Genomic DNA, 23,656 nt, shown 5'->3' on the forward strand with positions numbered 1-23,656 from the left:
AGGGAGACGGATCATGCAGGTGGTGTTCGGGGCCAATGGCCGGGCGGGCGGGGAGACGGCGCGCGCCCTCATGGCGGCGGGCGAGGCTGTTCGTGTCGTGCTGCGACGGGCGGAGCAGGCGGGGCCATGGACCGCGGCGGGGGCGCAGGTCGCCATTGCGAGCATGGACGATGCCGGTGCCGTGGCCGCGGCGCTGGATGGCGCCAGCGGAGCGTTCCTGCTCAATCCGCCGCCCGTCAGCGGCGACCCCTTCGAACAGACGGAGGTCATCGGCCGCGCGCTGGCCGAGGGCGCGCGGCGCGTGCGGCTGCCGAAGGCCGTTGTCCTGTCGTCGATCGGGGCGCAGCACGCCGACGGCACCGGCGTGATCGTCACGCTGAACCGGATGGAACGGCTGCTGGATGGAGCGGCGACGGCGACAGCCTTCCTGCGGCCCGGCTATTTCGTGGAGACCTGGAGCGAGGTGGCGCAGGCCGCGGTGATCGAAGGGGTTCTGCCGACCTTCATCGCTCCCGCCCAGACCCTGCCGATGGTGAGCACGGAGGATGTCGGCCGGACCGCCGCGCAACTGCTTCGGGAGGACTGGACCGGAAGCCGCGTGGTCGAACTGTCCGGGCCGCAGGACTGGAGCCCCGGCGATGTCGCGGCAGCTTTCGCGGGCGTGCTCGGTCGGGCGGTGACGCCGGTTCTTGTTCCGCCCGGCCAGCGGGCGGCCCTGCTTGCCGCCGAGGGGGTCCCGCCGCAGGTCGCCGCCGCGCTTCTTGCAATGTACGACGGCATTGCCGGCGGGAAGGTGGCTCAGGAGCCCGGCAGGGACCTGCGCCGCGGCACCGTCCCGCTCGACAGGGCGGTCGGCCGGATCGTTGCGGCGCTTCGGGCCGCGGCCTGACCCGCCTCTCAGGCCGGTGCGGACGGGCGCGCGTCGAAGATCAGGCAGGTCTCGGTGCCATGGGCGATCAGGCGGCCCTTGCCGTCGACCAGCTTTGCCTCCGAAGTGGCGATGCGCCCGCCGGCATGGATGACCTTGCCCTCGCAGCGGACGAGGCCGGTATGGGGCATCAGCGCGCGCACGTAGTTCACCTTCATCTCGACGGTCGTATAGGCCTGTCCCGCCTTGATCAGCGTGTGGACGCAGCAGCCGAGCGCGGAATCGAGGATCGTGGCCGTCCATCCGCCGTGAATGGTGCCGAGCGGATTGAGGAAATCCGCGGTGGGCGTGCCCTCGAAGACCACGCGGCCGGGCTCTGCCTCGGTCAGGATGAAGCCCATGGCGCCGGCGATCGGCGGCGCGGGATAGCGCTGCTCCAGCATGCCGCGCAGGAAATCCATGCCGTCCTGCCCGGTCGCCTCGGCCATGTCGACGACGCCGTAGCGGAGGGCGGGGCTGGCAGCTACGTCGGTCATGTTCGGCTCCGGGGGCAGGCGATGTATCGTGTATTTGCACGATAAAGCCGGCGCCGGAACGCGTCAATCGGCGGTCAGGCCGTGCGGGGTCGGCAGGCGGGCAGTTGCGGCCGGGTTCTCAGCCCTCGCCGACCTTCAGGCTGCGCCGGATGGCCCTGAGGCCCTCGCGGGTGGCGCCCCAGACCTCGGCACCGACCGCCTTCTCCATCTTGGCGTGCTCGGCCTCCCAGAGCGGCATCGCCGCGCAGAGCAGGCGGATGCCGGCCTCGGTGATGTCGGGACGCACCGCGCGGCCTGCCCCGCTGGTGACATGCACCAGGCCCGTGGCCTCCAGCCGCTTCAGATTGCGGGTCATGGTCGTGCGGTCGAGCGCAAGGGCCTCCGACAGCGCGGTTACCGAGCCGGACTTCATGGCGGCCAGCACGGCCAGAATGTTGAACTGGGTGACCTCCAGCCCGAGCGGGGCCAGCGCGCGGTTATAGGCGCGCGTCACGGCGTGGGCGGTCATCCGGGTCTGATAGCAGATGCACGACCGTCCGATCCGCGCGAGGGTCACCTCGTCGGGCAGGGAGCAGGGGGTCGATGCGGTCGGCGTCGTCATGCTGTCACGATCCGGCGCGAAGGGAGCCGCGTCAAGCCGATGTGGGGTCTCCCGCCTGGATTCACCATAGTCCGCGGCATTCTTGACTCCTTTCCGGCAAGAGCCTATGTCCACCGCCGTTAGCAGTCACTCGATGTGAGTGCTAACAGCCCGGCCAGACGGCCGATCCGATATTCCGCGGCCTTCGGGGCCGCTCATGCCAGGGACCAGAGATCCATGAAGTTCCGTCCGCTGCACGACCGCGTGGTCGTCCGCCGCCTCGAGGGCGAAGAGAAGACCAAGGGTGGCATCATCATCCCGGACACCGCCAAGGAGAAGCCCCAGGAGGGCGAGATCCTGGCCGTCGGTCCGGGCGGCCGCGACGAGGCCGGCAAGCTTGTCCCGCTCGACGTCAAGAAGGGCGACAAGGTGCTGTTCGGCAAGTGGTCCGGCACTGAAGTGAAGATCGACGGCGTCGACCTCCTCATCATGAAGGAGAGCGACATCATGGGCGTGATCGCGAAGTAATCGCGCGAACCGCTCCCTTCCTCCCCATTCAATCTTTCCGACAGGAGTAAGCCACAATGGCTGCCAAGGACGTGAAATTCGGCCAGGACGCGCGCGAGAAGATGCTGCGCGGCGTCGACATCCTCGCGGAGGCCGTGAAGGTCACGCTCGGCCCCAAGGGCCGCAACGTCGTCATCGAGAAGAGCTTCGGCGCGCCGCGCATCACCAAGGACGGCGTCACCGTCGCCAAGGAGATCGAGCTTTCCGACAAGTTCGAGAACATGGGCGCCCAGATGGTCCGTGAGGTCGCCTCCAAGACCAACGATCTCGGCGGCGACGGCACCACCACCGCCACCGTTCTGGCCCAGTCGATCGTGAAGGAAGGCGCCAAGTTCGTCGCCGCCGGCATGAACCCGATGGATCTGAAGCGCGGCGTCGACATGGCCGTTCTCGACGTGGTGAAGACCATCGAGAAGGCCGCCAAGAAGGTGAAGTCCTCGGCCGAGGTTGCCCAGGTCGGCACCATCTCCGCCAATGGCGACGCGCTGATCGGCGAGATGATCGCCAATGCGATGCAGAAGGTCGGCAACGAGGGTGTCATCACCGTCGAGGAAGCCAAGTCGCTGGACACCGAGGTGGACATCGTCGAGGGCATGCAGTTCGACCGCGGCTACCTCTCGCCCTACTTCATCACCAATGCCGACAAGATGATCGCGGATCTCGAGGACGCCTACATCCTCATCCACGAGAAGAAGCTGACCGGCCTGCAGGCCATGCTGCCCGTGCTCGAGGCGGTGGTGCAGACCGGCAAGCCGCTGGTGATCGTCGCCGAGGACGTCGAGGGCGAGGCTCTCGCCACGCTCGTCGTCAACAAGCTGCGCGGCGGCCTGAAGGTTGCGGCCGTCAAGGCTCCGGGCTTCGGCGACCGTCGCAAGGCCATGCTGGAGGACATTGCGATCCTCACCGGCGGCCAGGTCATCTCCGAAGACCTCGGCATCAAGCTGGAGAGCGTGACGCTTGCCATGCTCGGCCGCGCCAAGAAGGTGCTGATCGAGAAGGAAAAGACCACGGTCGTCGACGGCGCCGGCAAGAAGAAGGACATCGAGGCCCGCATCACGCAGATCAAGGCGCAGATCGAGGAGACCACCTCGGACTACGACCGCGAGAAGCTGCAGGAGCGTCTGGCCAAGCTTGCTGGCGGCGTGGCCGTGATCAAGGTCGGCGGCGCGACGGAAGTCGAGGTCAAGGAGAAGAAGGACCGCGTTGACGACGCGCTCAACGCCACCCGCGCGGCGGTGCTGGAAGGCATCGTTCCCGGCGGCGGCGTCGCCCTGCTCCGGGCCAAGGCCAACCTGCTGAAGCTGAAGTCGGACAATTCCGACGTCCAGGCCGGCATCAACATCGTCCTGAAGGCCATCGAGTCGCCGATCCGCCAGATCGTCGAGAACGCCGGCGTCGAAGGCTCGATCGTGGTCAACAAGATCATGGAATCGAAGTCGGCGACCTTCGGCTTCAATGCCCAGACGGAAGAATATGTCGACATGTTCGATGCCGGCATCGTCGATCCGGTGAAGGTGGTTCGCACCGCCCTCCAGAACGCCGCTTCGGTCTCCTCGCTGCTCATCACCACCGGTGCGATGATCGCCGAGGCCCCGAAGAAGGAATCGGCTGCTCCGGCCATGCCGGGCGGCGGCGGCATGGGTGGAATGGACTTCTAAGTCCAATCACCAGGCTTTGCTACGGAAGGGGCGCCCTCGGGCGCCCCTTTTCGTTTGAGCCGACCCTCACGCGCCAAGGCGCGCGCCGTACAAGTTCACCGAACCCGTCAGGAATGGGCGCCCCGTGGCGACTTTTCCGTTCTGGAAAAGCACCTGTCCCAGGCTCTCACGCAAGGGTGTGCCGCCGATCGCCGCAGGACCCTTGACGTTTTCCCTGCCTGCTTCAGTCTTTGTCTTTGGCGACAAACAAGGGCCGCGGCGAGAAGCGGCCCATGTCGCGAGAGGAGACGTCCCATGACCAAGACCAATGCTTCGGCGCCGCCGAAGGCGGATCGCCGTCGTTTCCTGGCCCTTGCGGGCGCGACGGCTGCAGCCACGGTCGCTGCCCCCAATGTGGCAAATGCCCAGACCGTCACGCTCCGGTTCCAGTCGACCTGGCCGCAGCGCGACATCTTCCACGAGTTCTGCAACGACTACGCCACCCGGGTGAACGCCATGACCGGCGGCCGGCTCCGGCTGGAGGTTCTTGCGGCCGGCGCGGTCGTGCCCGCCTTCCAGCTTCAGGACGCGGTCCATGCCGGCATCCTCGACGGCGGCCACGGCGTCACCGCCTACTGGTTCGGCAAGAACAAGGCCTATTCCCTGTTCGGCACGCCGCCCTCCTACGGCTGGGACGCCCACAATTTCCTCGGCTGGATGAACTATGGAGGCGGCTATGACCTCTACAACGAGTTGCTGACCCAGATCACCCGCGTCAATGTCGTCGGCTTCCTCACCGGCCCGATGCCCTGCCAGCCCTTCGGCTGGTTCAAGCGGGAGATCACCCAGGCAAGCGAGCTGCGCGGCCTGAAGTACCGCACGGTGGGCCTGGCCGCCGACCTGTTCAACGAACTCGGCGCGGCGGTCACCATCCTGCCCGGCGGCGAGATCGTCCCGGCTCTCGAGCGCGGCCTGATCGACGGCGCCGAGTTCAACAATCCGAGCTCGGATTCCCTGCTCGGCTTCGCCGACGTCTCCAAGGTCTACATGCTGCAGAGCTATCACCAGGCGGCCGAGGCCTTCGAGGTGATCTTCAACAAGGCGAAGTACGACGCCCTGTCGACCGAGCAGAAGGCGGTGCTGAAATACGCCGCCGAGTCGGCCTCATCCGACATGTACTGGAAGGCGCTCGACCGCTATTCCAAGGACCTGACGGCCCTGCGCGGGCGCGGCGTCAACGTCGTCAAGACCTCGGACGCCATCCTGAAGGCGCAGCTGGAGGCCTGGGACAAGGTGGTGAACCGCCTGTCGGCGGAGAATGCCTTCTTCAAGAAGGTCATCGACAGCCAGCGGGCCTGGGTGCAGCGCACGGTCGGCTTCGAGCGGGTCAATACCCCCTCGCGCGACATGGCGTTCAACCACTTCTTCGGCGCCTCGTAACGCCTGCGCGAAGCGTGGCCGGCGGCTTCGGTCGCCGGTCACCCGATGCCGGCCGACTCCCGCGCCGGCCGATGCCGACCGATCCCGCCCGGACCCTGCCATGGCGCCCAATCCCATCTTCCTTGCGATCCTGCTCGGGCTCCTGGCACTGGTGGTCGTCGCCATCGCGCTGGTGACCATCCGCCGGACCGACACGAGCCGGCTGCAGTCCCTTCTCTTCGCGGTCGACGAGGTCTCCACCTTCATCGGCAAGGGCGCCGCTTGGGCGATCGTCGCGCTGACCGCGGCCATCTGCTACGAGGTCTTTGCGCGCTACGTCCTGCAGGCCCCGACCATGTGGGCCTTCGACGTCAGCTACATGCTCTACGGCATCCTGTTCATGCTGGCGGGGCCCTATGCGCTGGCCCGCAATGCCCATGTGCGCGGCGATTTCCTCTATCGCACCTGGGACCCCCGCACGCAGGCCCGGCTCGACCTCGTCCTCTACATCCTGTTCTATTTTCCCGGCATCCTGGCGCTCTGCTACGCAGGCTTCACCTTCGCCAACTTCTCCTGGTTCATTTTCGAGCGGTCGGCCAATTCCCCCAACGGGCCCTATGTCTTCCCGTTCAAGTCGCTGATCCCGCTGGTCGGCGGGCTGATGGTCATCCAGGGCCTCGCCGAGGTCGTGCGCTGCGTGCTGTGCATCCGGACCGGCCAGTGGCCTCCGCGCCTCCACGACGTCGAGGAACTGGAGAAGGTCATCCTCGAACAGGCCGAGGCGGCCAAGTCGCAGAGGTCAGCCTGATGTTCGGTTTCTCGATCGGCAATCCCGAACTCGGCGTGCTGATGCTCGTCCTGTTCGTCGTCTTCATCATGCTCGGCTTTCCCATCGCCTTCACGCTGATGGCGCTCGGGGTCATGTTCGGCTACCTGGCGCAGGGCGACATCGTCTTCGCGCTCGTTGTCCAGCGCACCTATTCGGTGATGACCAACGACGTGCTGGTCGCCATCCCGCTGTTCATCTTCATGGGCTACATTATCGAACGGGCCAACATCCTCGACCGCCTGTTCAACTCGGTGCAGCTTGCCATCGGCGGCCTGCCCGGATCGCTGGCCATCACCACGCTGGTCACCTGCACCATCTTCGCCACCGCCACCGGCATTGTCGGTGCGGTCGTGACCCTCATGGGGCTGCTGGCCTTCCCGGCCATGCTGCGCGCCGGCTATGACGAACGGCTGTCGGCAGGCGTCGTCTGTGCCGGCGGCTGTCTCGGCATCCTCATCCCGCCGAGCGTCATGCTCATCCTCTACGGCGCCACCGCCGGCGTCTCGGTGCCGAAGCTCTATGCCGGCGCCTTCTTCCCCGGCCTGCTACTGGCAACGCTCTACGTGCTCTATGTGATCGTGCGCTGCATGATCAATCCGGCGCTGGCGCCCAAGCTGCCGGCGGACCAGCGTGCGCCGCTCGGCTTCGACTTCGCCCGGGAATGGCCGGCCCTCATCAAATATGTGGTGATCGTCGTCGCCTTCGTGCCGGTCGTCTACGGTTTCGTCTTCGGGCTCGAATGGCTGCTGAACCTCGTGCGGACCCTCACCACGCCGGCCGGCATTCCGGTGCGCACCATCAGCTACAACCTGCCGCGGGAACTGGCCTATGTGGTGCTGGCCGGCGGGGCCATCGGCTTCATCCTGCTGCTCATTCTCGGCAAGTCCGTCTTCAAGGAACTGGCCAAGAGCTTCTTCCCGCTCACCATGCTGATCATGTGCGTGCTGGGCGCCATCTTCTTCGGCATCGCCACGCCCACGGAAGCGGCCGCGGTGGGGGCTCTCGGCTCGGTCCTGCTTGCGGCGGCCTACCGGTCGCTGGATTTCCAGAAGCTGAGGGAATCCGCCTTCCTCACCGCCCGCACCTCGGCCATGGTGTGCTGGCTGTTCGTCGGCTCGTTCATCTTCTCGTCGATCTTCGCCATTCTCGGCGGTCACGAGCCGATCAAGAATTTCGTCGAGGCGCTGAACCTGTCGCCGGTCATGTTCATGATCCTGGCACAGGTGATCATCTTCATCCTCGGCTGGCCGCTGGAATGGACCGAGATCATCGTCATCTTCGTGCCGATTTTCCTGCCGCTTCTGGACGCCTTCAAGATCGACCCGCTGTTCTTCGGCATCCTGATCGCGCTCAACATCCAGACCTCGTTCCTGTCGCCGCCGGTGGCCATGGCGCCCTTCTATCTGAAGGGCGTGGCGCCGGCCCATGTGACGATCAACCAGATCTTTGCCGGCGTGATGCCGTTCATCGCGCTGGTCGTCGTCGCCATGGCGGTGGTCTATATCTTCCCCGGCGTCGCGCTCTGGCTGCCGAACACGCTCTACCGCTGAGGGCTACCCGCAGGTCGCCGAGCGCACGATGCCGGTCATGTCGAGGCCGAAGGTCAGGCGGTTGGGCCGGTAGTCGCGCGTGCAGATCGCGCAGGCGCGCACCACCACCCCGCGCGGCGCCCGGAACCGGCGCTGGGCCACCCGGCCGGGCAGGCCGATGAAGCGGCGCGCGGAGGGCAGCGCCCGCTGGCAGGCCCGGTGAAGGCCCTGCATCTCGATGGCGACGGGCTCGGCCGATGCGGCTGCGGCAAGGCCGGGAAGGGCGGGAGCGAGGGACGCGAGCAGGGCCGCGAGGGCGAAGGTCCGGAAGGGCATGGCGAGCGTTCCTTTGCGACGGGTGGCGCGAAAAAGCGTGGCCGGCGAAGGCAGCACCGGCACGCACGGGATGTCACGCACGGGACGCCGCTCACGCCGGCTCGGGCGCCCTCTGCGGCTGCAGCCTATCGGAAACGATCCGGCCGTCCACCAGATGCACCCGCCGGTCCATCCGGTCGGCCAGTTCCATGGAATGGGTCACGGCCACCACCGTGCGGCCATCGCGATCGACGAGGTCGCGCAGGATCTGGAACACCTGCTCGGAGGATTTCGAATCGAGGCTGCCGGTCGGCTCGTCGGCGAGGATCAGGGGCGGGTCGTTGGCCAGCGCCCGCGCCACCGCCACCCGCTGCCGCTGGCCGCCGGAAATCTGCTCGGGCCGCTTGTGGCAATGGTCCTTCAGCCCGAGGGATTCCAGCAATCCTTCGGCGCGCTCGGTCATCTGGCGCAATGGCATCCGGGCCAGCGCGCGCATGGGCAGGGCGACATTCTGTGTCAGCGTCAGTTCGGGCAGCAGGAAGTGGAACTGGAAGACGAAGCCGAGCGTGGCAAGCCGGGTCGCGGCGCGTTCGTCGTCGTCCATGGTCTGCGTGTCGCGGCCCTCGATCCAGATCGACCCGGCCGTCGGCACGTCGAGCAGGCCGAGAAGGTAGAGCAGCGAGGACTTGCCCGAACCCGACGGCCCGGTGATGGCAACGAACTGCCGGCGGTGGACGGCAAGGTCGATATCGGCGACCAGCGTCACCGGCACCACGCCGGGCAGGATGCGGGTCGCCCCGCGCGCCTCGATGATCGGGCCTGCGGCGGCAGCGCTCATGTCGCCCCCCGGATGATCTCGACCGGATGGACGCGCGCCGCCTTGCGCGCCGGAAAGTAGCCGGCGACCGCCGAGGAGACGAGCGCAACCGCCCCCGCAACCGCATAATGCAGCGGCATGACGATCACCGGCAGGCGGGTCGCATCAGTGAAACCGGTCCGGATTTCCACCGAGCCGAGCCCGAGCGTCAGCGCATAGCCGAGCATCCAGCCCATGGCCGCCCCGCCGAGGCCGATGGCCACGGCCTCCAGCACGAAGATGCGCCGCACCGTCGCCTCCTTCAGGCCCAGCGACTTCATGATGGCGATGTCGCGGCTCTTCTCGAAGGTGATGGTCGAGATGATGTTGTAGGTGCCGAAGGATGCGACCAGCAGGATGGCGCCGACCACCGTGTACATGATCACGTTGCGGATGATGAAGGCCGACATGATGTCCTCGTTGGCCTCCTGCCAGGACACCGCCTTCAGCCCCGTGTCGATGCCGATCCGCTCGGCGACCTGGCGGGCGATCATCGGGTCGTTCAGCCGGATGCGGATCTCGTTGATCAGGCCCGTCTGCTCGGCCAGCACCTGCGCGGTCTTGATCAGGACATAGGACTGCGTCTCGTCCACCGCCCTCACGCCGGAACGGAACAGGCCGACCACCTGTCCGGTGATGACCCGGCCGGTGCCGGCGGACATGGAGATGTTGGAGCCGACGCGCGCGCCCAGCTTCTCGGCCAGCCGGTCGCCGAGAATGATGGCGTTGGTGGCGCGGTAGAGCGCGGGAAGCGAGCCCTGGCGCAGGTGGTTGACCAGCTGCGAGACGCGCGGCTCGCGCTGCGGGTCGATGCCGACGATGGACGCGGCCACATCCTTGCCGGCATAGCGCAGGATGCCGCGCGCCTGCACCGAGGGGGTCACCGAGCCGGGAACCCAGGATTCCAGCGAGGCGATGGTCGCGATCGGGTTCGAGATTCCCCGCCGGCGCGTCGCTGGCAGCAGGCCGCGGATCTGCGCTGCGTCAAACGTGGTCTCCGCCGGCTGGGCGGGATTGTCGCGGCGTTCGTCGTTGATCGCCACATGCGGCATCGCATTGACCAGCGTGCGGACGAAATCCTCCTGCGAGCCCTGCATCAGGGCAGCCATCATCACCGAGAAGCCGACGCCGATGGCGACCCCCATCACCGCGACGACGGTCTGCCGAAGCCGCGCGCGGATGTGGATGGTGGCGATGTCGAGAACGAGGCTCACGGCGCCACCCGGGCCCGTTCGCCGCCTCGCCAGCGCGCCTCCGCCGGCACGGCGATCAGGTCGCCCTCGGCAAGGCCCGACAGCACCTGCGTCATGCGCGTGCCGCGGATGCCGGTCTGGACCGGACGGCGCACCAGCCGGCCCTGCTCGACCGTGAACACCGCGCCGCCGACCAGCCCCTCATTGGGCACAAGGAGCGCGGCCTCGGCCTCGCGCGTGACGATATTGGCCTCCACCGACATGCCGAAATGCAGCGGTGTATCGTCCGGAAGGGCGATGCGGATGCGGAAGGTCTTGGTGGCCGTATCGCCCATCGGCGTGATCTCGCGGACCGTGCCGGCGAGCCGCCGGTCGCGGAAGGCATCGGTTCTCAGCAGCACGGTCTGGCCGGCGATGACACGGGGAATGTCCTCCTCGGCCACCTCCGCTGTCACCTGCAGGGGGCGCGGATCGCCGACCCGGAACAGGATCTGGCCGACATCGGCCACCTCGCCGACCTCGCCGTCCTGCCGCAGCACGATGCCGTCGCGCGGCGCGAGGATCGTATAATTGGCCAGCCGCTCGGTGGTCGCCGACACCAGCGCGCGGATCTGGGCGAGGTCGCTGGTCGCCTTGTCGGAGGCCTGCTGGGTGGAGACGCCGCGCTGCAGCAGGGCGGTGACGCGCTCAAGCTCCCGCGTCGCAAGGGCCAGGCGCGCCTGCTGCTCGGCCAGATTGGCGCGCACCTCCCGGTCGTCGAGGCGCACCAGCATGGCGCCGGCTTTCACCGGCTGGCCCTCGCAGGCACAGTGCTCGACGATCCGCTCGCGCACCATGGAGGCCATCTTGGCCCAGCGCACCGGCTCCACCACGCCTGTGGCATAGACGATCTCGGCCGCCGTGCCGCGCCCGACCGGCTGGAGGCGAACCTCCTCGCCGCGCCCGAGGCGCCAGTAAAGACCGCCGGCGGCAAGAGCCGCGACGACCAGCAGGACAATGAGGGAGCGCAGCCGCATGTGCTTCTTCCCGTTGGGACCAGACTGCCCCATGCCGCAAGACCGGCCAACCGGCCTTGATCGGTGTCATGTCTGGTCTGCGGGACGGTTCCGCAACGGGTGCTCAGGCCGCACCCATCTCCTCGCGGATGCGGGCGCGCAGCGTGTCGATCGGCGACAGGCGGCCGCGATTGTCGTTCAGGTGCCAGAATGTCCAGCCGTTGCAGGCCTGTGCGCCCTGCACCAGCGCGCCGATCTTGTGGATGGAACCGACCTGCGGGCCGACCATCAGCGCCCCATCGGCGCGCACCACGGCCTGATAGCGGCCCTTGTCGTCGGTCAGAACCGTGCCGGGAGCGATCATACCGCGCTCGACCAGCGCCGCGAACGCCACCCTCGGGGCCTCGCGGGCCGTCGTGAAGGCGGCAAGCGAGGCCTCCGCCAGGGGTTCCACGGAGGCAATGCGCGCCTCGGCCGCTCTCGCATAGGCGGGATCGCGTTCGATCCCGATGAACCGGCGGCCGAGGCGCTTTGCAACGGCCCCGGTGGTCCCGGAGCCGAAGAAGGGGTCGAGGACAACGTCCCCGGGGCGGGTCGAGGACAGCAGCACGCGGGCGACCAGCGCTTCCGGCTTCTGCGTGGGGTGGACCTTGCGGCCCGCACCGTCCTTCAGGCGCTCCTCGCCGGTGCACAGCGGGATGAACCAGTCCGAGCGGACCTGGACATCCTCGTTGCCGGCCTTGAGCGCTTCGTAGTTGAAGGTGTAGCGGGCCTTGGCATCGCGCGAGGCCCAGATCAGCGTCTCGTGGGCATTCGTGAACCGGCGGCCGCGGAAGTTCGGCATCGGGTTCGCCTTGCGCCAGATCACGTCGTTCAGCACCCAGAAGCCGAGGTCCTGAAGCGCCGTGCCGACGCGAAAGATGTTGTGGTAGGAGCCGATCACCCAGATCGTGCCGTCGGGCTTCAGCACCCGCCGCGCCGCGGTCAGCCAGGCGCGGGTGAAGGCGTCGTAGGCGGCAAAGTTCTCGAACTGGTCCCAGGCATCGTCGACCGCATCCACACGGCTGTCGTCGGGCCTGTGCAGGTCGCCCTGAAGCTGGAGGTTGTAGGGCGGGTCGGCGAAGATCACGTCAATGGACTGCGCAGGCAGCGCCGCCAGCGCCGCAACGCAGTCCCCGAGGACGATCCGGCCGGCAAGGCCCGGCTCGATGTCGGGCGCAAGCGCTGGCGAACGGACCGCCCGTACGCGGTCACCTGATCGGGCGGATCCGTTCGAACTCTGCGGCATGGGGCGGCACTCGGTACGCAAAACAACGTGTCGCTACGCATTCGCGAGATTGGCCCGGCAGGGTAAAGGCATACTTAAACCGCTGACGGCATGTGCGAATTATTCTGTCACCAAATTGTAAATGCTCAGAAATCGTTAAGGTAAACACGAAGTAAAACACTGTCCCGCCTTGGGAGTTGCGGGGCCTCCGGGCCGGCGGCATGATGGCGCCGCGGCAACCGGGATTGTAGCCATGCGTTACGACGATCTGAGGCGTTCCGACAATATCGACGACCGCCGGGGCGGAGGCGGCGGCCGTGGCGGTGCCCTGCCCGGCGGGCCCGCCGGGCTCGGCATCGGTGGCATGATCATTGTCGGCCTGATCTCCTACATGACCGGCATCAATCCGGCGGTACTCGTCGGCGGCTACGATGCCGTGACCGGCGGCGGAGTGAGGCAGACCCAGCAGCGCGAGGCGCCAGCACAGCGTTCGCCGGCCGGCCGCCCCACCGACCAGATGGGAGATTTCGTCGCCGCTGTCCTCGGCTCCACCGAAGATGCCTGGCAGAAGATCTTCGAGGAGGCCGGCCGGCGCTACCAGGCGCCCGGCCTCGTCATGTTCGAGCGGGCCACTCGCTCGGGCTGCGGAGCGGCCCAGTCGGCCATGGGGCCGTTCTATTGCCCGGGCGACCAGAAGGTCTATCTCGACACCTCGTTCTTCCGCGAACTGACCACCCGCTTCCGCGGCTGCCAGGGCGACGAGAACGCCTGCCGCTTCGCCTATGCCTATGTCGTCGCCCACGAGGTCGGCCATCACGTCCAGAACCTGATGGGCGTGCTCCAGCGCGTGCAGCAGGCCCAGCGCGCCGCCCGCAGCGAGGCCGAGAGCAACAACATGCAGGTGCGCGTGGAACTGCAGGCCGACTGCTTCGCCGGGGTCTGGGCCTTCCACACCCAGCAGCGCTACAATTTCATCAACGAGCGCGACGTGCAGGGCGCCCTGCAGACGGCCGCCGCCATCGGCGATGACATGCTCCAGCGCCGCAGCCAGGGTCAGGTCGTGCCCGACAGCTTCACCCACGGATCCTCGGAGCAGCGCCAGCGCTGGTTCATGACCGGGCTCAGAAGCGGGCAGGTCGCCGCTTGCAACACCTTCCGCGCCGCCCAGCTCTGATCCGGTTCACACCAGCCCGGCCTGCCGCGCGATGCGGAACTGTCCGTGGAAGGCTGCATCCGGGTCGGCGGCCTCGGCGGCCATGCCCAGCGCCGCGAAGGCCGCCGCGTAGCGCGTGGCAAGCTCCGCTCCGCCGACGATCACGACCGGGGCGGCAAGGCCCGGCGCAAAGCGGTGCGCCTCGGCGATTTCCGTGCCGATCAACAGGCCGGACAGGCGCTCGGCCGTCTCCTCCGCCGGATAGTCGCCGAGCAGTGCGCCCGCCCGCAGGCGGAACAGCCGGCCGAGCAGGCCCGCGCCGCCTTCGGCAAAGCCGGTCCGGACCCCGGCGGCGAAGGCCGCCTGCCCGTCGCCCCCCGATGAGCCGGTCGTCAGCCGCAGGACCGTGTGGTCCTTCAGCGCGGCGAAGGCGTCGCCGGTCATGGCGGTGCGGAAGCCGAGGATGCGGCCGTCGCTGACATGCGCCCATTTGGAATGCGTGCCCGGCAGCACCAGCAACTGCTCGCCGGGCCGGGCGATGCCGGCAATCTGGGTTTCCTCGCCGCGCATCACGTCGGGCGCGCCGTCCGCATGGCGGAAGCTCATGCCAGTGACGAAGGACAGGTGCCGGCCGGCGCTGGTGGTGATGGCGGTCAGCGCGCCGGCCAGTTCGTCGGCCCCGGCCGGGCAGGGCAGGTAGGGCGTCTCCACCCAGCCGGTGCGGCTGGTCACCATGCCGGAAGCGATGACCGGCAGGCGCGCATCGCCGCTCCACGGGCTGATGGCCGCCTCCAGCGCGGCCTCGAAGGCGCGATCCTGGATCGCCGTGAGGCCGATCCGGTCCTCGATGCGGTCGAGAATGCGTCCGCCCGCGTCCATCAGGGCGCCGCGGAACGAGGTGGTTCCCCAGTCGATGCCGATCAGCCGGGCGTCTGTCATTGTCCGCTCTTCCTTTCCGGCGCTCATCCGCCGCATGCCTGACGGGCCTCGCCCACATGGCTCCCCGTCATGGACTTCGACCGCGCCGCTTCTATAACACTGCTTGACCCTGCCAATCCCGCCCCGTCCCCAGATCAGCCCATGTCCCACGATCTTCTGGTCGCCCGCCAGGCGACGCTCCAGCCGATTGCCACCATCGCAGCCCGCGCGGGCATCGACGAGGCGGCGCTCGAACCCTATGGCAGGCACATCGCCAAGCTCGATCTGGCCGCTATCGACGGCTTTGCCAGCCGACCCGACGGCCGGCTGGTCCTTGTCACCGCCATCAATCCGACACCGGCGGGCGAGGGCAAGACCACCACCACGGTCGGCCTTGGCGACGGCCTCAACCGCATCGGCAAGCGCTGCATGATCGCGCTGCGCGAGCCGTCCCTCGGCCCGGTCTTCGGCACCAAGGGCGGGGCGACCGGCGGCGGCCGGGCGCAGGTCCTGCCCATGGAGGCGATCAACCTCCACTTCACCGGCGATTTTCACGCCATCACGTCGGCGCACAACCTGCTGGCCGCTCTGGTCGACAACCACGTCTACTGGGGTAACGCGCTGGGTATCGACACCCGCCGCATCGTCTGGCGGCGGGTCCTCGACATGAACGACCGCGCCCTGCGCCAGACCGTCGCCGGCCTCGGCGGGGCGGCCAACGGCTTCTCCCGCGAGGATGGCTTCGACATCACGGTCGCCTCCGAGGTCATGGCGTGCTTCTGCCTCGCCGACGATCTCGCCGATCTCGAAGCCCGCCTCTCGCGCATCGTCGTCGCCTATACCCGCGACCGCCGGGCGGTGACCGCGGGCGACCTCAACTCGGCCGGCGCCATGACGGCCCTCCTCAAGGATGCGGTGAAGCCGAACCTCGTCCAGACCATCGACGGTTCTCCGGCGCTCGTCCATGGCGGACCCTTCGCCAACATCGCCCATGGCTGCAATTCGGTCATCGCCACCCGCGCGGCCCTGAAGCTGGCCGATTATGTGGTGACGGAAGCCGGCTTCGGCGCCGATCTCGGCGCGGAGAAGTTCTTCGACATCAAGTGCCGTCTCGCCGGCCTGAAGCCCGATGCCGCGGTGATCGTGGCGACCGTCCGCGCCCTGAAGATGAACGGCGGCGTGGCCAAGCCCGACCTTGCGCGCGAGAACCTCGCGGCCCTCGAGGCCGGTCTCGTCAATCTCGGCCGGCATGTGGAGAACGTCCGCGCCTTCGGCGTTCCGGTCGTGGTGGCGATCAACCATTTCACCACCGACAGCGAGGCCGAGCACCGCCTCATCGCCGAAATCTGCCGCGACCGCTTCGGCGTCGAGGCCGTGCAGTGCCGCCACTGGGCGGAGGGCGCCGCCGGCGCCGAGGACCTGGCGCGCCGCGTGGTCGAGCTCTGCGAGGCGGGCAGCGCCGCCTTCGCGCCGCTCTATCCGGACGCGATGGGCCTCGCCGACAAGATCCGCACGGTGGCGACCCGCATCTACCGTGCCGGAGATGTCGCCATCGCGCCGAAGGCCGCCGCCGACCTTGCCGCTTTCGACGCGGCCGGCTTCGGCCACCTGCCGGTCTGCATGGCCAAGACGCAATATTCCTTCTCGGCCGATCCGGCCCTGCTCGGCGCGCCGGAGGGCCATGTCGTGCCGGTTCGCGAGGTGCGCCTTGCGGCTGGGGCCGGTTTCGTCGTCGCCATCTGCGGGGACATCATGACCATGCCCGGCCTGCCGCGCCTGCCGGCGGCCGAGGCCATCCATGTCAATCCGGACGGCCAGATCGAGGGGCTGTTCTGACGGGTGGTTGGCTGGGTCAGGCCACCGGCACGACCCAAGTGCGTCCTTCGAGGCTCGCTTCGCTCGCACCTCAGGATGAGGAGGTTTGAGAATGGCCCGCCGCATGACGATGACCACGCGTTCGCCTGCCTGCCCGACACCACCCACCTCATCCTGAGGTGCGAGCCCGATAGGGGGAGCCTCGAAGGACGCAGGAACCGTTTTGCAACGCGATCAGGCCACCGGGCCGGCACTGTTGTGCCAGACCGGTGCAAAACCCTCGCGCAGCACGGCGATGGTCGATGGCGGCGTGAGCACATCGACCTCACGCCAAGGCCGTGGCAGGGCAGGGAAATAGCCGGCGAAGCTCCACGGCAAAGCCGCCTCGCCGCGCAGGGCGAAAGCCTCGCCTCCTACCACGATCATCGTCCCATCAGGCAGCCCGGCGGCCTCTGCCCGCCATGTCCGCTTCTCCCGCCCGTCCAGCCGCTCGGCATGGAGCACGATGTCCATCGCGGGCGCCTTCGGCGGATGCGCCAGCCCCTTCGCCCGCGCCCAGGCTGCGGCGAAGCGCGTGGCATCGGCGCGACGGCATTCGAAACAGGGCCGATGGCCGGCGGCGAGCGCCGTCACCTCGTCGAGGAAGAACAGCTCGGTATAGCCACGCCCCATCAGCGGCGTCCGCCTGCGGCCCTTGAAGGCGAGCACGCAGCAGATCCATTGCCGGGACGCCCAGGGGCGTGAATGAAGCGTTCGGTCGTCCCGGTGGAAGCGCCCGCCGCGATTGCCGAACAACGTGCCACGCTGCGCGACCGCGTGGATGCCGCCGAAGGGATCGACGCGGTTCGGAAGCGGCACGGCCGGGCCGCTGCTCAGTAACGCATGTCGAGCGAGGGTTCGCGCTGACGCTGCGACTGCGCGCCGAACAGCCCCTCGAACAGGCCGGGCTGGGCCGGCGCCCGCTGCACCGGCGGCGCTATGGCTGCCGGCTCGCCGGCCGGCCTGTCTGCCGGGCGCAGGACCCGCACGGGCTCGGCACCCGGCCGGTCATGGCCATAGATGTCGTCGCGGAACTGCACGGTGCCGTCCGCCGCGGCCCAGCCGGTCAGATAGACCCAGGCCACCGGCACGGCCTGCGTGAGGCGGACGTCCTTGCGCTGCGGCTGGTTCATCTCGGCCGCCACGCGCTCGCGCGTCCAGCCCTGCGGCCCCATCAGCCAGGCGACGAATTCGGTGACATCGGCCACGCGCACGCAGCCGGACGAGAGCGAGCGCGAATCCGCCGCGAACAGCCGGCGCGAGGGCGTGTCATGCATGAACACCGCCTCGGTATTGGGCATGTCGATGCGCACGCGGCCGAGCGAATTGCCCGGCCCGGGGTCCTGCCTCAGCGTGTAGTTGACGGCGCGATCGGTCGCCCAGTTGATGGCGGCCGGATCGACCTCCCGTCCGGTGCGGTCGAGGATGCGAACGCGCATATTGGCCAGCGTCGCGGGATTGCGCCGCATGCGCGGGATGATGTCGCGACGGATGATCGAGGTCGGGATCGTCCATGTCGGGTTGAAGTTCACGACGGTGAGCCGCGTCTCGACCATGGGCGAGGCGTGCTCCTTCTTGCCGACGATGACGACGTGGCGGCGCTGCACGACGCCGTTCTCGACCGCTTCGGCCGCCGCCGCAGGAATGTTGACGATCACATAGCGGTGGCCGAAGGCGAAGCGGCTGTCGGAAAGCCGCTCCAGCGACTTCTCCAGCGCCCTGACACGCCACTCGGCCGGGATGTTCAACTGGCGCACCGTGGCTGCCGCGACGACACCGGACGGCACGAGGCCGACACGCCGCTGGAAGCGCTGGACGGCGGCCAGCGTCGCCTCGTCGAAGAGGTCGCCGATGGCCGCGCCGGGGGCCAGATCGCCCTCGATGGCGAGCCGCCGCTTCAGGGCCGCCACCTGCGGCCCGCGCGCACCGCGATTGAGCCGCGCATTGTCCGGCAGCGTGCCCCAGCCGCCGCGCATGGCGATCGTCCGGTAGGCATCGAGCGCCGCGCGCGTGCGTGCAATGGTCTGCGGGCCGTAGGTCGGCTGCGGGTCGGTGGAAATCGCCGTGACACGTGCGGGCGGGGCGGGCCGGGGACGCGGCCGTCTGGCGGGGGCCTGGGCGGTCGGGGGCTGGGGGCTTGCCTGCGGGGCCGCCTCGGCTGCGGCTGCCGGAGCGCCGGTTGCGGGTGTCGGGGAGGGCGACTGCGCCGGCGGGCTGGCGGCCGGCTGTGCGGTCGCCTGAGCGGGCGGCTGCTGCGCCTCGGCCGCGCTGCCCATGTGAAGCAGCACGGCGGCGGCGCCCATCAGGGCCGCCGGGATCAGCCGGTGGGCAGGCATTCGTGTCATCTGGCGGTACCGGACCATGGCAGCAAATCGGAGCATCTCCCCTTTTGCCGGCAGGTCGTGGCGAAATTCAAGCAAAGACGGCGTCAGGGTGCGACCTGCCGCCGCGGCCTGACCGCAGGATCGCGATGCCGTGGCACGGCAGCCGTCAGGGTGCGAAGCGCGCCATCGCCTGTTTCAGGCTGTCGGGCAGGGCGACCGGTCGCCGCGTGGTAGCGTCCACATAGACATGGACGAAATGGCCGTGGGCCAGCGTCTCGGGGCCGCCCGGCCGGAAGATGCCGATCTCGTAGCGCTGGCTCGACAGGCCGCTTTCGGCAAAGCGCAGGCCGGCCTCCAGCGGCTCGGGATAGCTGGAGGGCGTGAAGAACGAGCAGCGCGCGTCGACGACCAGCCCCATCCAGGCTCCACGGCCCGGCTCCAGCCCGGCCTCGCGGATGAGGAAGGCGTTCACCACCGTGTCGAAATAGGCGTAATAGACGACGTTGTTGACATGGCCGTACTGGTCGTTGTCCGACCAGCGCGTCTGGATCGGGGCAAACCAGCAGAAATCGTCACGCGGGCGGGGCAGGGGGCGGCTGGACATCGGCGTCACTCGAGGCTGGTTCGCTGATGCGACCAGACCCGATCCTGCGCCCGGAGAAAAGCCCCACGAACAGCCGGCCCGACAGGCCGGGAGAAAGCTGGCGGCCGCCCCGGGGGCGCGGGACGGCCGCCCGGCACGGCAGCAGACGGGAGGGGCCACCGGGCCGGAAGCCTTGCGGGCTTCTCGACTTCTACGGTGGTGGTTGCCGGTGGATCACAGGTCCGGAGCGGGGTTGTCGCCGGCCGTCAGGGCTCGCGCCGGCTCCGGTCCGGAAAGACCAGCAGGCGTGTCATGGCGAAGTTGACCAGGAAGGCGAGGCCGATCGGCACGATCGCGGCGAGCGCCAGCGGCAGGAACCGCACGGCGAGGAGGAAGCTGCCGACCTCGACCACCAGACCGGCTGTGCCGGAGGCGACGAACCGCAGATAGGTCGCCCAGCCGAACCGCCGGCCGCTCTCGTCGGCGAAGGTGAACCAGGTGTTGAGCAGGTAGGAATTGCTCACCGCCACCGCCCAGCCGAGCGCCTTTGCGGCGCCCAGCGCGAGGTCGTTGCCCGCCAGTGCCAGTGGCGCGAGGACCGCAAGCGTCACCCCAACCGTGACGGCATAGTTCACGACGCCGTTGAGCACGCCGATCAGGCCGAAGGAGACCAGCTTCGGCGCCTCCCGGCGGGCGAGCGACACCAGCCGGGAAAGGAGGCCCGCAGCGCGGTCCGTCCGCCCGTCCTGTTGTCTGCCGTTCACCATGGGGCCGTGCTCTACACGCTTTTGGGCCATGAAGCAGCCGGCCTGCCGTGCCATGACTTCACGCGGACGTGAAGTTATGCAAGATGAACCAATCTTTCGGGAGCGGCTGCGGGCCGTTGACCAGATGACCACGAGTGACGGGCGCGTCATTGCCTTTCCCGGTGCCGACAGTCAGGGGCCGGGCCTGACCATCGTTGTGCCGGCCTATAACGAGGCCGAGGCCCTTCCCCACACCCATGCCAAGCTGCTTGCCTTCGCCCGGCAGTTGAAGGAGCGGCGCGGCCTCGCCGTCGAGATCGTCTATGTCGACGACGGCTCGCGCGACGGCACCGGCCTTGTGGCCCAGGGGCTGAAGGCGGACGGCGCCGACGTGCAGGTGATTTCCTTCTCCCGCAATTTCGGCAAGGAGGCGGCCCTGATGGCCGGCCTCGACCATGCCCGCCACGGCGCCGTGCTGTTCATGGATGCCGACGGCCAGCACCCGACCGCTGTGGCCGACACGCTGGTGTCGCGCTGGCTGGATGACGGCTATGACGTGGCCTTCACCTACAAGGCCCACCGGCGCGACGAGCCGCGGCTGCGCACGCTGTTCGTCAATGCCTTCTACGGCCTGGTCAATTTCGGCGTTCGCCACAAGATCCCGTCGGATGCCGGCGATTTCCGCCTGCTGTCGCCACGGGCGGCCGATGCGCTGCGCCGGCTGCCCGAGCGCGGCCGCTTCTTCAAGGGCCTGTCCGGCTGGGTCGGTTTCCGCCAGATCGGCGTTCCCTACGAGCCGGAGCCGCGGCTGCAGGGCGAGGCCAAGTGGAGCTTCTGGGGCCTCATGGCCTTCTCCATCGAGGGCCTGACATCCTTCTCCATCGTGCCGCTCAGGTTGGCCAGCCTGCTCGGCGCGCTGCTGGCAGCGCTGTCCTTCGTCTATGCGCTGTTCATCGTCATGGAGACCATGGTCTTCGGCCGGGTGGTGCCGGGCTATCCCTCGCTGCTGGTCGCGGTCACCTTCATCGGCGGCATGCAACTGCTGATGATCGGCGTGCTTGGCGAATATATCGGCAAGATCCTGTCCGAGCTGAAGGGGCGGCCGGTCTATATCGTCGGCGACAGCGTTCTGAAACGGGCCGGCGAGAGCGTCGTGCCCCAGGAGCCGCCCGGTGCCGTCGGGCGGACCGACTGACCCGCCCGTGAAGCGCCTCATCCTCTGCGCCGATGATTACGGGCTGTCCCCCGGTGTCAGCCGCGCGATCCGCGAACTGGCCGCCGCGCGCCGGCTCAATGCCACATCGGTCATGGCGCCCGGCGAGGGCCTTGCCGCGGAGGCCGAGGCGCTGGCAGCGGTCGCGCCGCAGGGCTTCCGGATCGGCCTGCACCTGACCCTGACCGGCGGCCTGTCGCCGCTGACCCGGCCGGCCCTCGCCGCCTTTCCGGCCCTGCCGGCCCTGATGGCGCGCGCCTTTGCTGCCCGCCTCGTCCCGGCCCTGCTCGACACGGCCGCGATCGCCGCCGAGTTCGAGGCGCAGTTCGCGGCCTTCAGGAGCGCATTCGGCCAGGCGCCCGCCTTCGTCGATGGCCACCAGCACGTCCACCTGCTGCCCGGCATCCGGCCACTGGTCATCGGCGCCACCCGGCGCAACGCCCCCGGCGCCTGGCTGCGCCAGTGTTCGGGACCGCGCGGGGCCGGCCGGGGCGGCAAGGCGCGGCTGATCGCGGCGCTCTCGGCCGGGCTGGCGCGCGAGGCGACTGCCGCCGGACTGCCGGTCAATCCGGCGTTTTCGGGGGCCTATGCCTTCGGCCGCGCGCGGTTCTCCGAAATGTTCCCGCAATTCCTCGAGGGCCAGCCCGACGGGGTTGTGGTCATGGTCCATCCCGGTCACGTCGATGCGGTTCTCGGGCGCGTGGACCGGCTCGTCGAGCCGCGCGCGGAGGAATATGGCTACCTGATCTCCGACGCGCTGCCCGACAGTCTGGCCCGCGAGGGTTTTGCCCTCGCCTGAAGTCGAGGGACGGATCATGCAGATGCAAATGATTAGCAGTTGCATCGACAGATGAGGCCGGCTAGCCTTTTCCGGCGATTGTGGAAGGGCAGGTCCTGCGGACCGCTACCTGATTCGCGGAATGGTCAGAGCCCGGACGGAGGATCCATGAATCGCGCGGTTGTCGCCCTTGTCGCATCCATGACCATCGCCGCGCCCCCGTTGGCCATGGCGGCTGACCCCGCCAGGCCGCTGCCCGCGCCGGCCGGGGCCGAGGCGGCCGGACCGGACGATGGCTACGGCTTTCTTGACGGCACGGGGGTCGGCAATGCCGGCGATCGCGGCGTAACCGTCGAATCGACCGCAAGGTTCGGCAAGCTCGACGGCCGCTATCTCGGCATCAATTCGAAGCTCGAAGCGGCCTGGACGCCGGTGAACCGCATCCAGGTGGCCGTCGCGGTGTGGAGTTCCTATCACGCCATCCGCAACAACACCGTTCCCGGCTATCCCGACCAGAACCGCGCGGGCTTCGACGGGCTCGCCGGGCAGGTCCGCTACATGCTGCGCGAGCGGGGCACCGCGCCGTTCGACCCCGGGTTCACGGTCGGTCTCGAACTGCGCTGGGCGCGCTTCTCGGAAGGGCTTGCCGTGCCGGCCGAGCGCTTCGCCGCCACGCTGAAATTCGCGTTGGACGCGGCCCTTGTCGGTGACCGTCTCTACGGCGCGATCAACGTCAATCTGGGTCCGGGCACCGAGCATCCGCGCGGCCTGCCGGGCCATGTCAGCGATTCCGCCATCGAGGTCGGAGGGGCGCTCGCCTGGCGGGTCTCGGAGGGCGGCAGCACCTTCGTCGGCGCCAATCTGCGCTATGTCGCGGCCTATGGCGGTGCCTTCTTCAACCAGTGGGCGGGCCACGCCGTCTTCGTCGGCCCGACCGTCTTCCACCGTTTCGGCGATGCCGGCCCGCTGAAGGACACTTTCGTGTCGCTGGCCTGGAATGCACAGGTCTGGGGCCGGGCGGCCGGTGCTGCGACGGGCAACCTCGACCTCGTGAACCACGAGCGTCATCAGCTCCGCGTGAAGATTGGTGGCGCTTTCTGACCGGCTTGGCGCTTCGCCACGGATCGGCCATAAGTCCTGCCGACAAGGCAGGTCATGGCGCGCTTCTTCTTCAATCGCCGCGGGCAGGATCCGGAGACCGCCGACGCATCGCGCCGGCTGTCGTCTGCGGTGCGCGCCCTTCTGGCATTGACCGAGGATGACGGCGTCACGGTCAGCGAGATCGCCTGCTCCCATCCCGAATGCGGGGACGCCGAGACCGTCGTGCTGATCATGCGCCTCGGCCGCCCGACCGAGGCCGTCAAGGTGCTCAAGGCCATGCGGCTGGTCACCGATGACGACCTGCGCCAGGCCTTTGCCACCGTTCCCACCTGACCCAGACGTTTCCGCGCCCGCCGGCAGCCCGTGCGGCGCGCCGGCGACCCGCGGACCCAGCC

General features: G+C 68.7%; 24 protein-coding genes. 12 read left to right on the forward strand and 12 right to left on the reverse strand.

The genetic code is table 11. The annotated features are described in order from the left end of the window. Positions 1–13: 13 nt before the first annotated feature. Positions 14–889 carry an NmrA family NAD(P)-binding protein gene (locus ACTIFS_RS05190; RefSeq protein WP_439572973.1) on the forward strand — a complete coding sequence of 292 codons (876 nt, stop codon included), beginning with the start codon at positions 14–16 and terminating at the stop codon, positions 887–889. Between the two features lie 8 nt (positions 890–897). Here the strand turns inward: ACTIFS_RS05190 and ACTIFS_RS05195 are convergent, their stop codons facing one another. Both ACTIFS_RS05195 and ACTIFS_RS05200 read right to left on the reverse strand, forming a co-directional pair. Further along, positions 898–1,404: a PaaI family thioesterase gene (locus ACTIFS_RS05195; protein WP_439572974.1), complete on the reverse strand. Its 507-nt coding sequence runs from the start codon at positions 1,402–1,404 to the stop codon at positions 898–900. Positions 1,405–1,522: 118 nt separating this feature from the next. Then, entirely contained in the window at positions 1,523–2,005 is a 483-nt protein-coding gene (locus ACTIFS_RS05200) for a MarR family winged helix-turn-helix transcriptional regulator (protein ID WP_439572975.1), read from the reverse strand. 216 nt (positions 2,006–2,221) lie between these two features. Between ACTIFS_RS05200 and groES the strand changes: the two genes are divergently transcribed. From groES to ACTIFS_RS05225, 5 genes are all read left to right on the forward strand, one after another. Next, positions 2,222–2,512 (forward strand): co-chaperone GroES, encoded by a 291-nt coding sequence (gene groES, locus ACTIFS_RS05205; protein ID WP_106749553.1) that lies wholly within the window; start codon positions 2,222–2,224, stop codon positions 2,510–2,512. 56 nt (positions 2,513–2,568) lie between these two features. After that, positions 2,569–4,209 (forward strand): chaperonin GroEL, encoded by a 1,641-nt coding sequence (gene groL / locus ACTIFS_RS05210; protein WP_439572976.1) that lies wholly within the window; start codon positions 2,569–2,571, stop codon positions 4,207–4,209. 294 nt (positions 4,210–4,503) lie between these two features. Continuing rightward, positions 4,504–5,628 (forward strand): TRAP transporter substrate-binding protein, encoded by a 1,125-nt coding sequence (locus ACTIFS_RS05215; protein ID WP_439572977.1) that lies wholly within the window; start codon positions 4,504–4,506, stop codon positions 5,626–5,628. Between the two features lie 100 nt (positions 5,629–5,728). Further along, positions 5,729–6,415: a TRAP transporter small permease subunit gene (locus ACTIFS_RS05220; protein ID WP_439572978.1), complete on the forward strand. Its 687-nt coding sequence runs from the start codon at positions 5,729–5,731 to the stop codon at positions 6,413–6,415. Continuing rightward, a complete protein-coding gene (locus ACTIFS_RS05225; RefSeq protein ID WP_439572979.1) occupies positions 6,415–7,986 on the forward strand; it encodes a TRAP transporter large permease in 1,572 nt (523 codons plus the stop codon). The genes ACTIFS_RS05220 and ACTIFS_RS05225 overlap by 1 nt, the downstream gene beginning before the upstream one ends. Before the next feature lie 3 nt (positions 7,987–7,989). Here the strand turns inward: ACTIFS_RS05225 and ACTIFS_RS05230 are convergent, their stop codons facing one another. The 5 genes from ACTIFS_RS05230 to ACTIFS_RS05250 form a co-directional block, all read right to left on the reverse strand. Then, positions 7,990–8,382, reverse strand: a complete 393-nt coding sequence (locus ACTIFS_RS05230) for a hypothetical protein (protein WP_439572980.1) — start codon at positions 8,380–8,382, stop codon at positions 7,990–7,992. A gap of 10 nt (positions 8,383–8,392) precedes the next feature. Next, complete coding sequence (locus ACTIFS_RS05235; protein WP_439572981.1) at positions 8,393–9,118, reverse strand: ABC transporter ATP-binding protein; 726 nt, start codon at positions 9,116–9,118, stop codon at positions 8,393–8,395. Continuing rightward, the gene (locus ACTIFS_RS05240) at positions 9,115–10,350 is read right to left on the reverse strand and encodes an ABC transporter permease (protein WP_439572982.1); all 1,236 of its coding nucleotides are present in this window, start codon (positions 10,348–10,350) and stop codon (positions 9,115–9,117) included. The genes ACTIFS_RS05235 and ACTIFS_RS05240 overlap by 4 nt, the downstream gene beginning before the upstream one ends. Beyond that, entirely contained in the window at positions 10,347–11,345 is a 999-nt protein-coding gene (locus tag ACTIFS_RS05245; RefSeq protein WP_439572983.1) for an efflux RND transporter periplasmic adaptor subunit, read from the reverse strand. The genes ACTIFS_RS05240 and ACTIFS_RS05245 overlap by 4 nt, the downstream gene beginning before the upstream one ends. A 103-nt stretch (positions 11,346–11,448) precedes the next feature. Continuing rightward, positions 11,449–12,612 (reverse strand): site-specific DNA-methyltransferase, encoded by a 1,164-nt coding sequence (locus ACTIFS_RS05250; RefSeq protein WP_439572984.1) that lies wholly within the window; start codon positions 12,610–12,612, stop codon positions 11,449–11,451. A gap of 232 nt (positions 12,613–12,844) precedes the next feature. On the opposite strand from ACTIFS_RS05250, the gene ypfJ reads away from it, so the two are divergent. Then, positions 12,845–13,765, forward strand: a complete 921-nt coding sequence (gene ypfJ, locus ACTIFS_RS05255) for a KPN_02809 family neutral zinc metallopeptidase (protein WP_439572985.1) — start codon at positions 12,845–12,847, stop codon at positions 13,763–13,765. Between the two features lie 6 nt (positions 13,766–13,771). Here ypfJ and ACTIFS_RS05260 read toward each other — a convergent pair whose 3' ends face one another. Further along, entirely contained in the window at positions 13,772–14,683 is a 912-nt protein-coding gene (locus ACTIFS_RS05260) for a 2-dehydro-3-deoxygalactonokinase (RefSeq protein ID WP_439572986.1), read from the reverse strand. Positions 14,684–14,824: 141 nt separating this feature from the next. Here ACTIFS_RS05260 and ACTIFS_RS05265 point away from each other — a divergent pair, with 141 nt between their 5' ends. After that, a complete protein-coding gene (locus ACTIFS_RS05265; protein ID WP_439572987.1) occupies positions 14,825–16,498 on the forward strand; it encodes a formate--tetrahydrofolate ligase in 1,674 nt (557 codons plus the stop codon). Between the two features lie 213 nt (positions 16,499–16,711). On the opposite strand, the gene ACTIFS_RS05270 is transcribed toward ACTIFS_RS05265, so the two are convergent. The 4 genes from ACTIFS_RS05270 to ACTIFS_RS05285 form a co-directional block, all read right to left on the reverse strand. Beyond that, positions 16,712–17,335, reverse strand: coding sequence for a hypothetical protein (locus ACTIFS_RS05270; protein ID WP_439572988.1), 624 nt, complete (start codon positions 17,333–17,335; stop codon positions 16,712–16,714). A 14-nt stretch (positions 17,336–17,349) separates the two neighbouring features. Further along, complete coding sequence (locus ACTIFS_RS05275; RefSeq protein WP_439572989.1) at positions 17,350–18,861, reverse strand: L,D-transpeptidase family protein; 1,512 nt, start codon at positions 18,859–18,861, stop codon at positions 17,350–17,352. 145 nt (positions 18,862–19,006) lie between these two features. After that, positions 19,007–19,444 carry an acyl-CoA thioesterase gene (locus ACTIFS_RS05280; protein ID WP_439572990.1) on the reverse strand — a complete coding sequence of 146 codons (438 nt, stop codon included), beginning with the start codon at positions 19,442–19,444 and terminating at the stop codon, positions 19,007–19,009. A 245-nt stretch (positions 19,445–19,689) separates the two neighbouring features. After that, the gene (locus tag ACTIFS_RS05285) at positions 19,690–20,220 is read right to left on the reverse strand and encodes a GtrA family protein (RefSeq protein WP_439572991.1); all 531 of its coding nucleotides are present in this window, start codon (positions 20,218–20,220) and stop codon (positions 19,690–19,692) included. Positions 20,221–20,314: 94 nt separating this feature from the next. Here ACTIFS_RS05285 and ACTIFS_RS05290 point away from each other — a divergent pair, with 94 nt between their 5' ends. The 4 genes from ACTIFS_RS05290 to ACTIFS_RS05305 all read left to right on the forward strand — a co-directional run bounded on the left by ACTIFS_RS05290 (position 20,315) and on the right by ACTIFS_RS05305 (position 23,594). Continuing rightward, positions 20,315–21,364 carry a glycosyltransferase family 2 protein gene (locus ACTIFS_RS05290; RefSeq protein ID WP_439572992.1) on the forward strand — a complete coding sequence of 350 codons (1,050 nt, stop codon included), beginning with the start codon at positions 20,315–20,317 and terminating at the stop codon, positions 21,362–21,364. A gap of 7 nt (positions 21,365–21,371) precedes the next feature. After that, the gene (locus ACTIFS_RS05295) at positions 21,372–22,181 is read left to right on the forward strand and encodes a ChbG/HpnK family deacetylase (protein ID WP_439572993.1); all 810 of its coding nucleotides are present in this window, start codon (positions 21,372–21,374) and stop codon (positions 22,179–22,181) included. 147 nt (positions 22,182–22,328) lie between these two features. Further along, positions 22,329–23,261, forward strand: a complete 933-nt coding sequence (locus ACTIFS_RS05300) for a hypothetical protein (RefSeq protein WP_439572994.1) — start codon at positions 22,329–22,331, stop codon at positions 23,259–23,261. A gap of 54 nt (positions 23,262–23,315) precedes the next feature. Then, a complete protein-coding gene (locus tag ACTIFS_RS05305; protein WP_439572995.1) occupies positions 23,316–23,594 on the forward strand; it encodes a hypothetical protein in 279 nt (92 codons plus the stop codon). Positions 23,595–23,656: the final 62 nt, after the last annotated feature.

The organism is Phreatobacter sp. (assembly GCF_051860605.1).
In the GTDB taxonomy this organism is placed as follows: Bacteria; Pseudomonadota; Alphaproteobacteria; order Rhizobiales; family Phreatobacteraceae; genus Phreatobacter.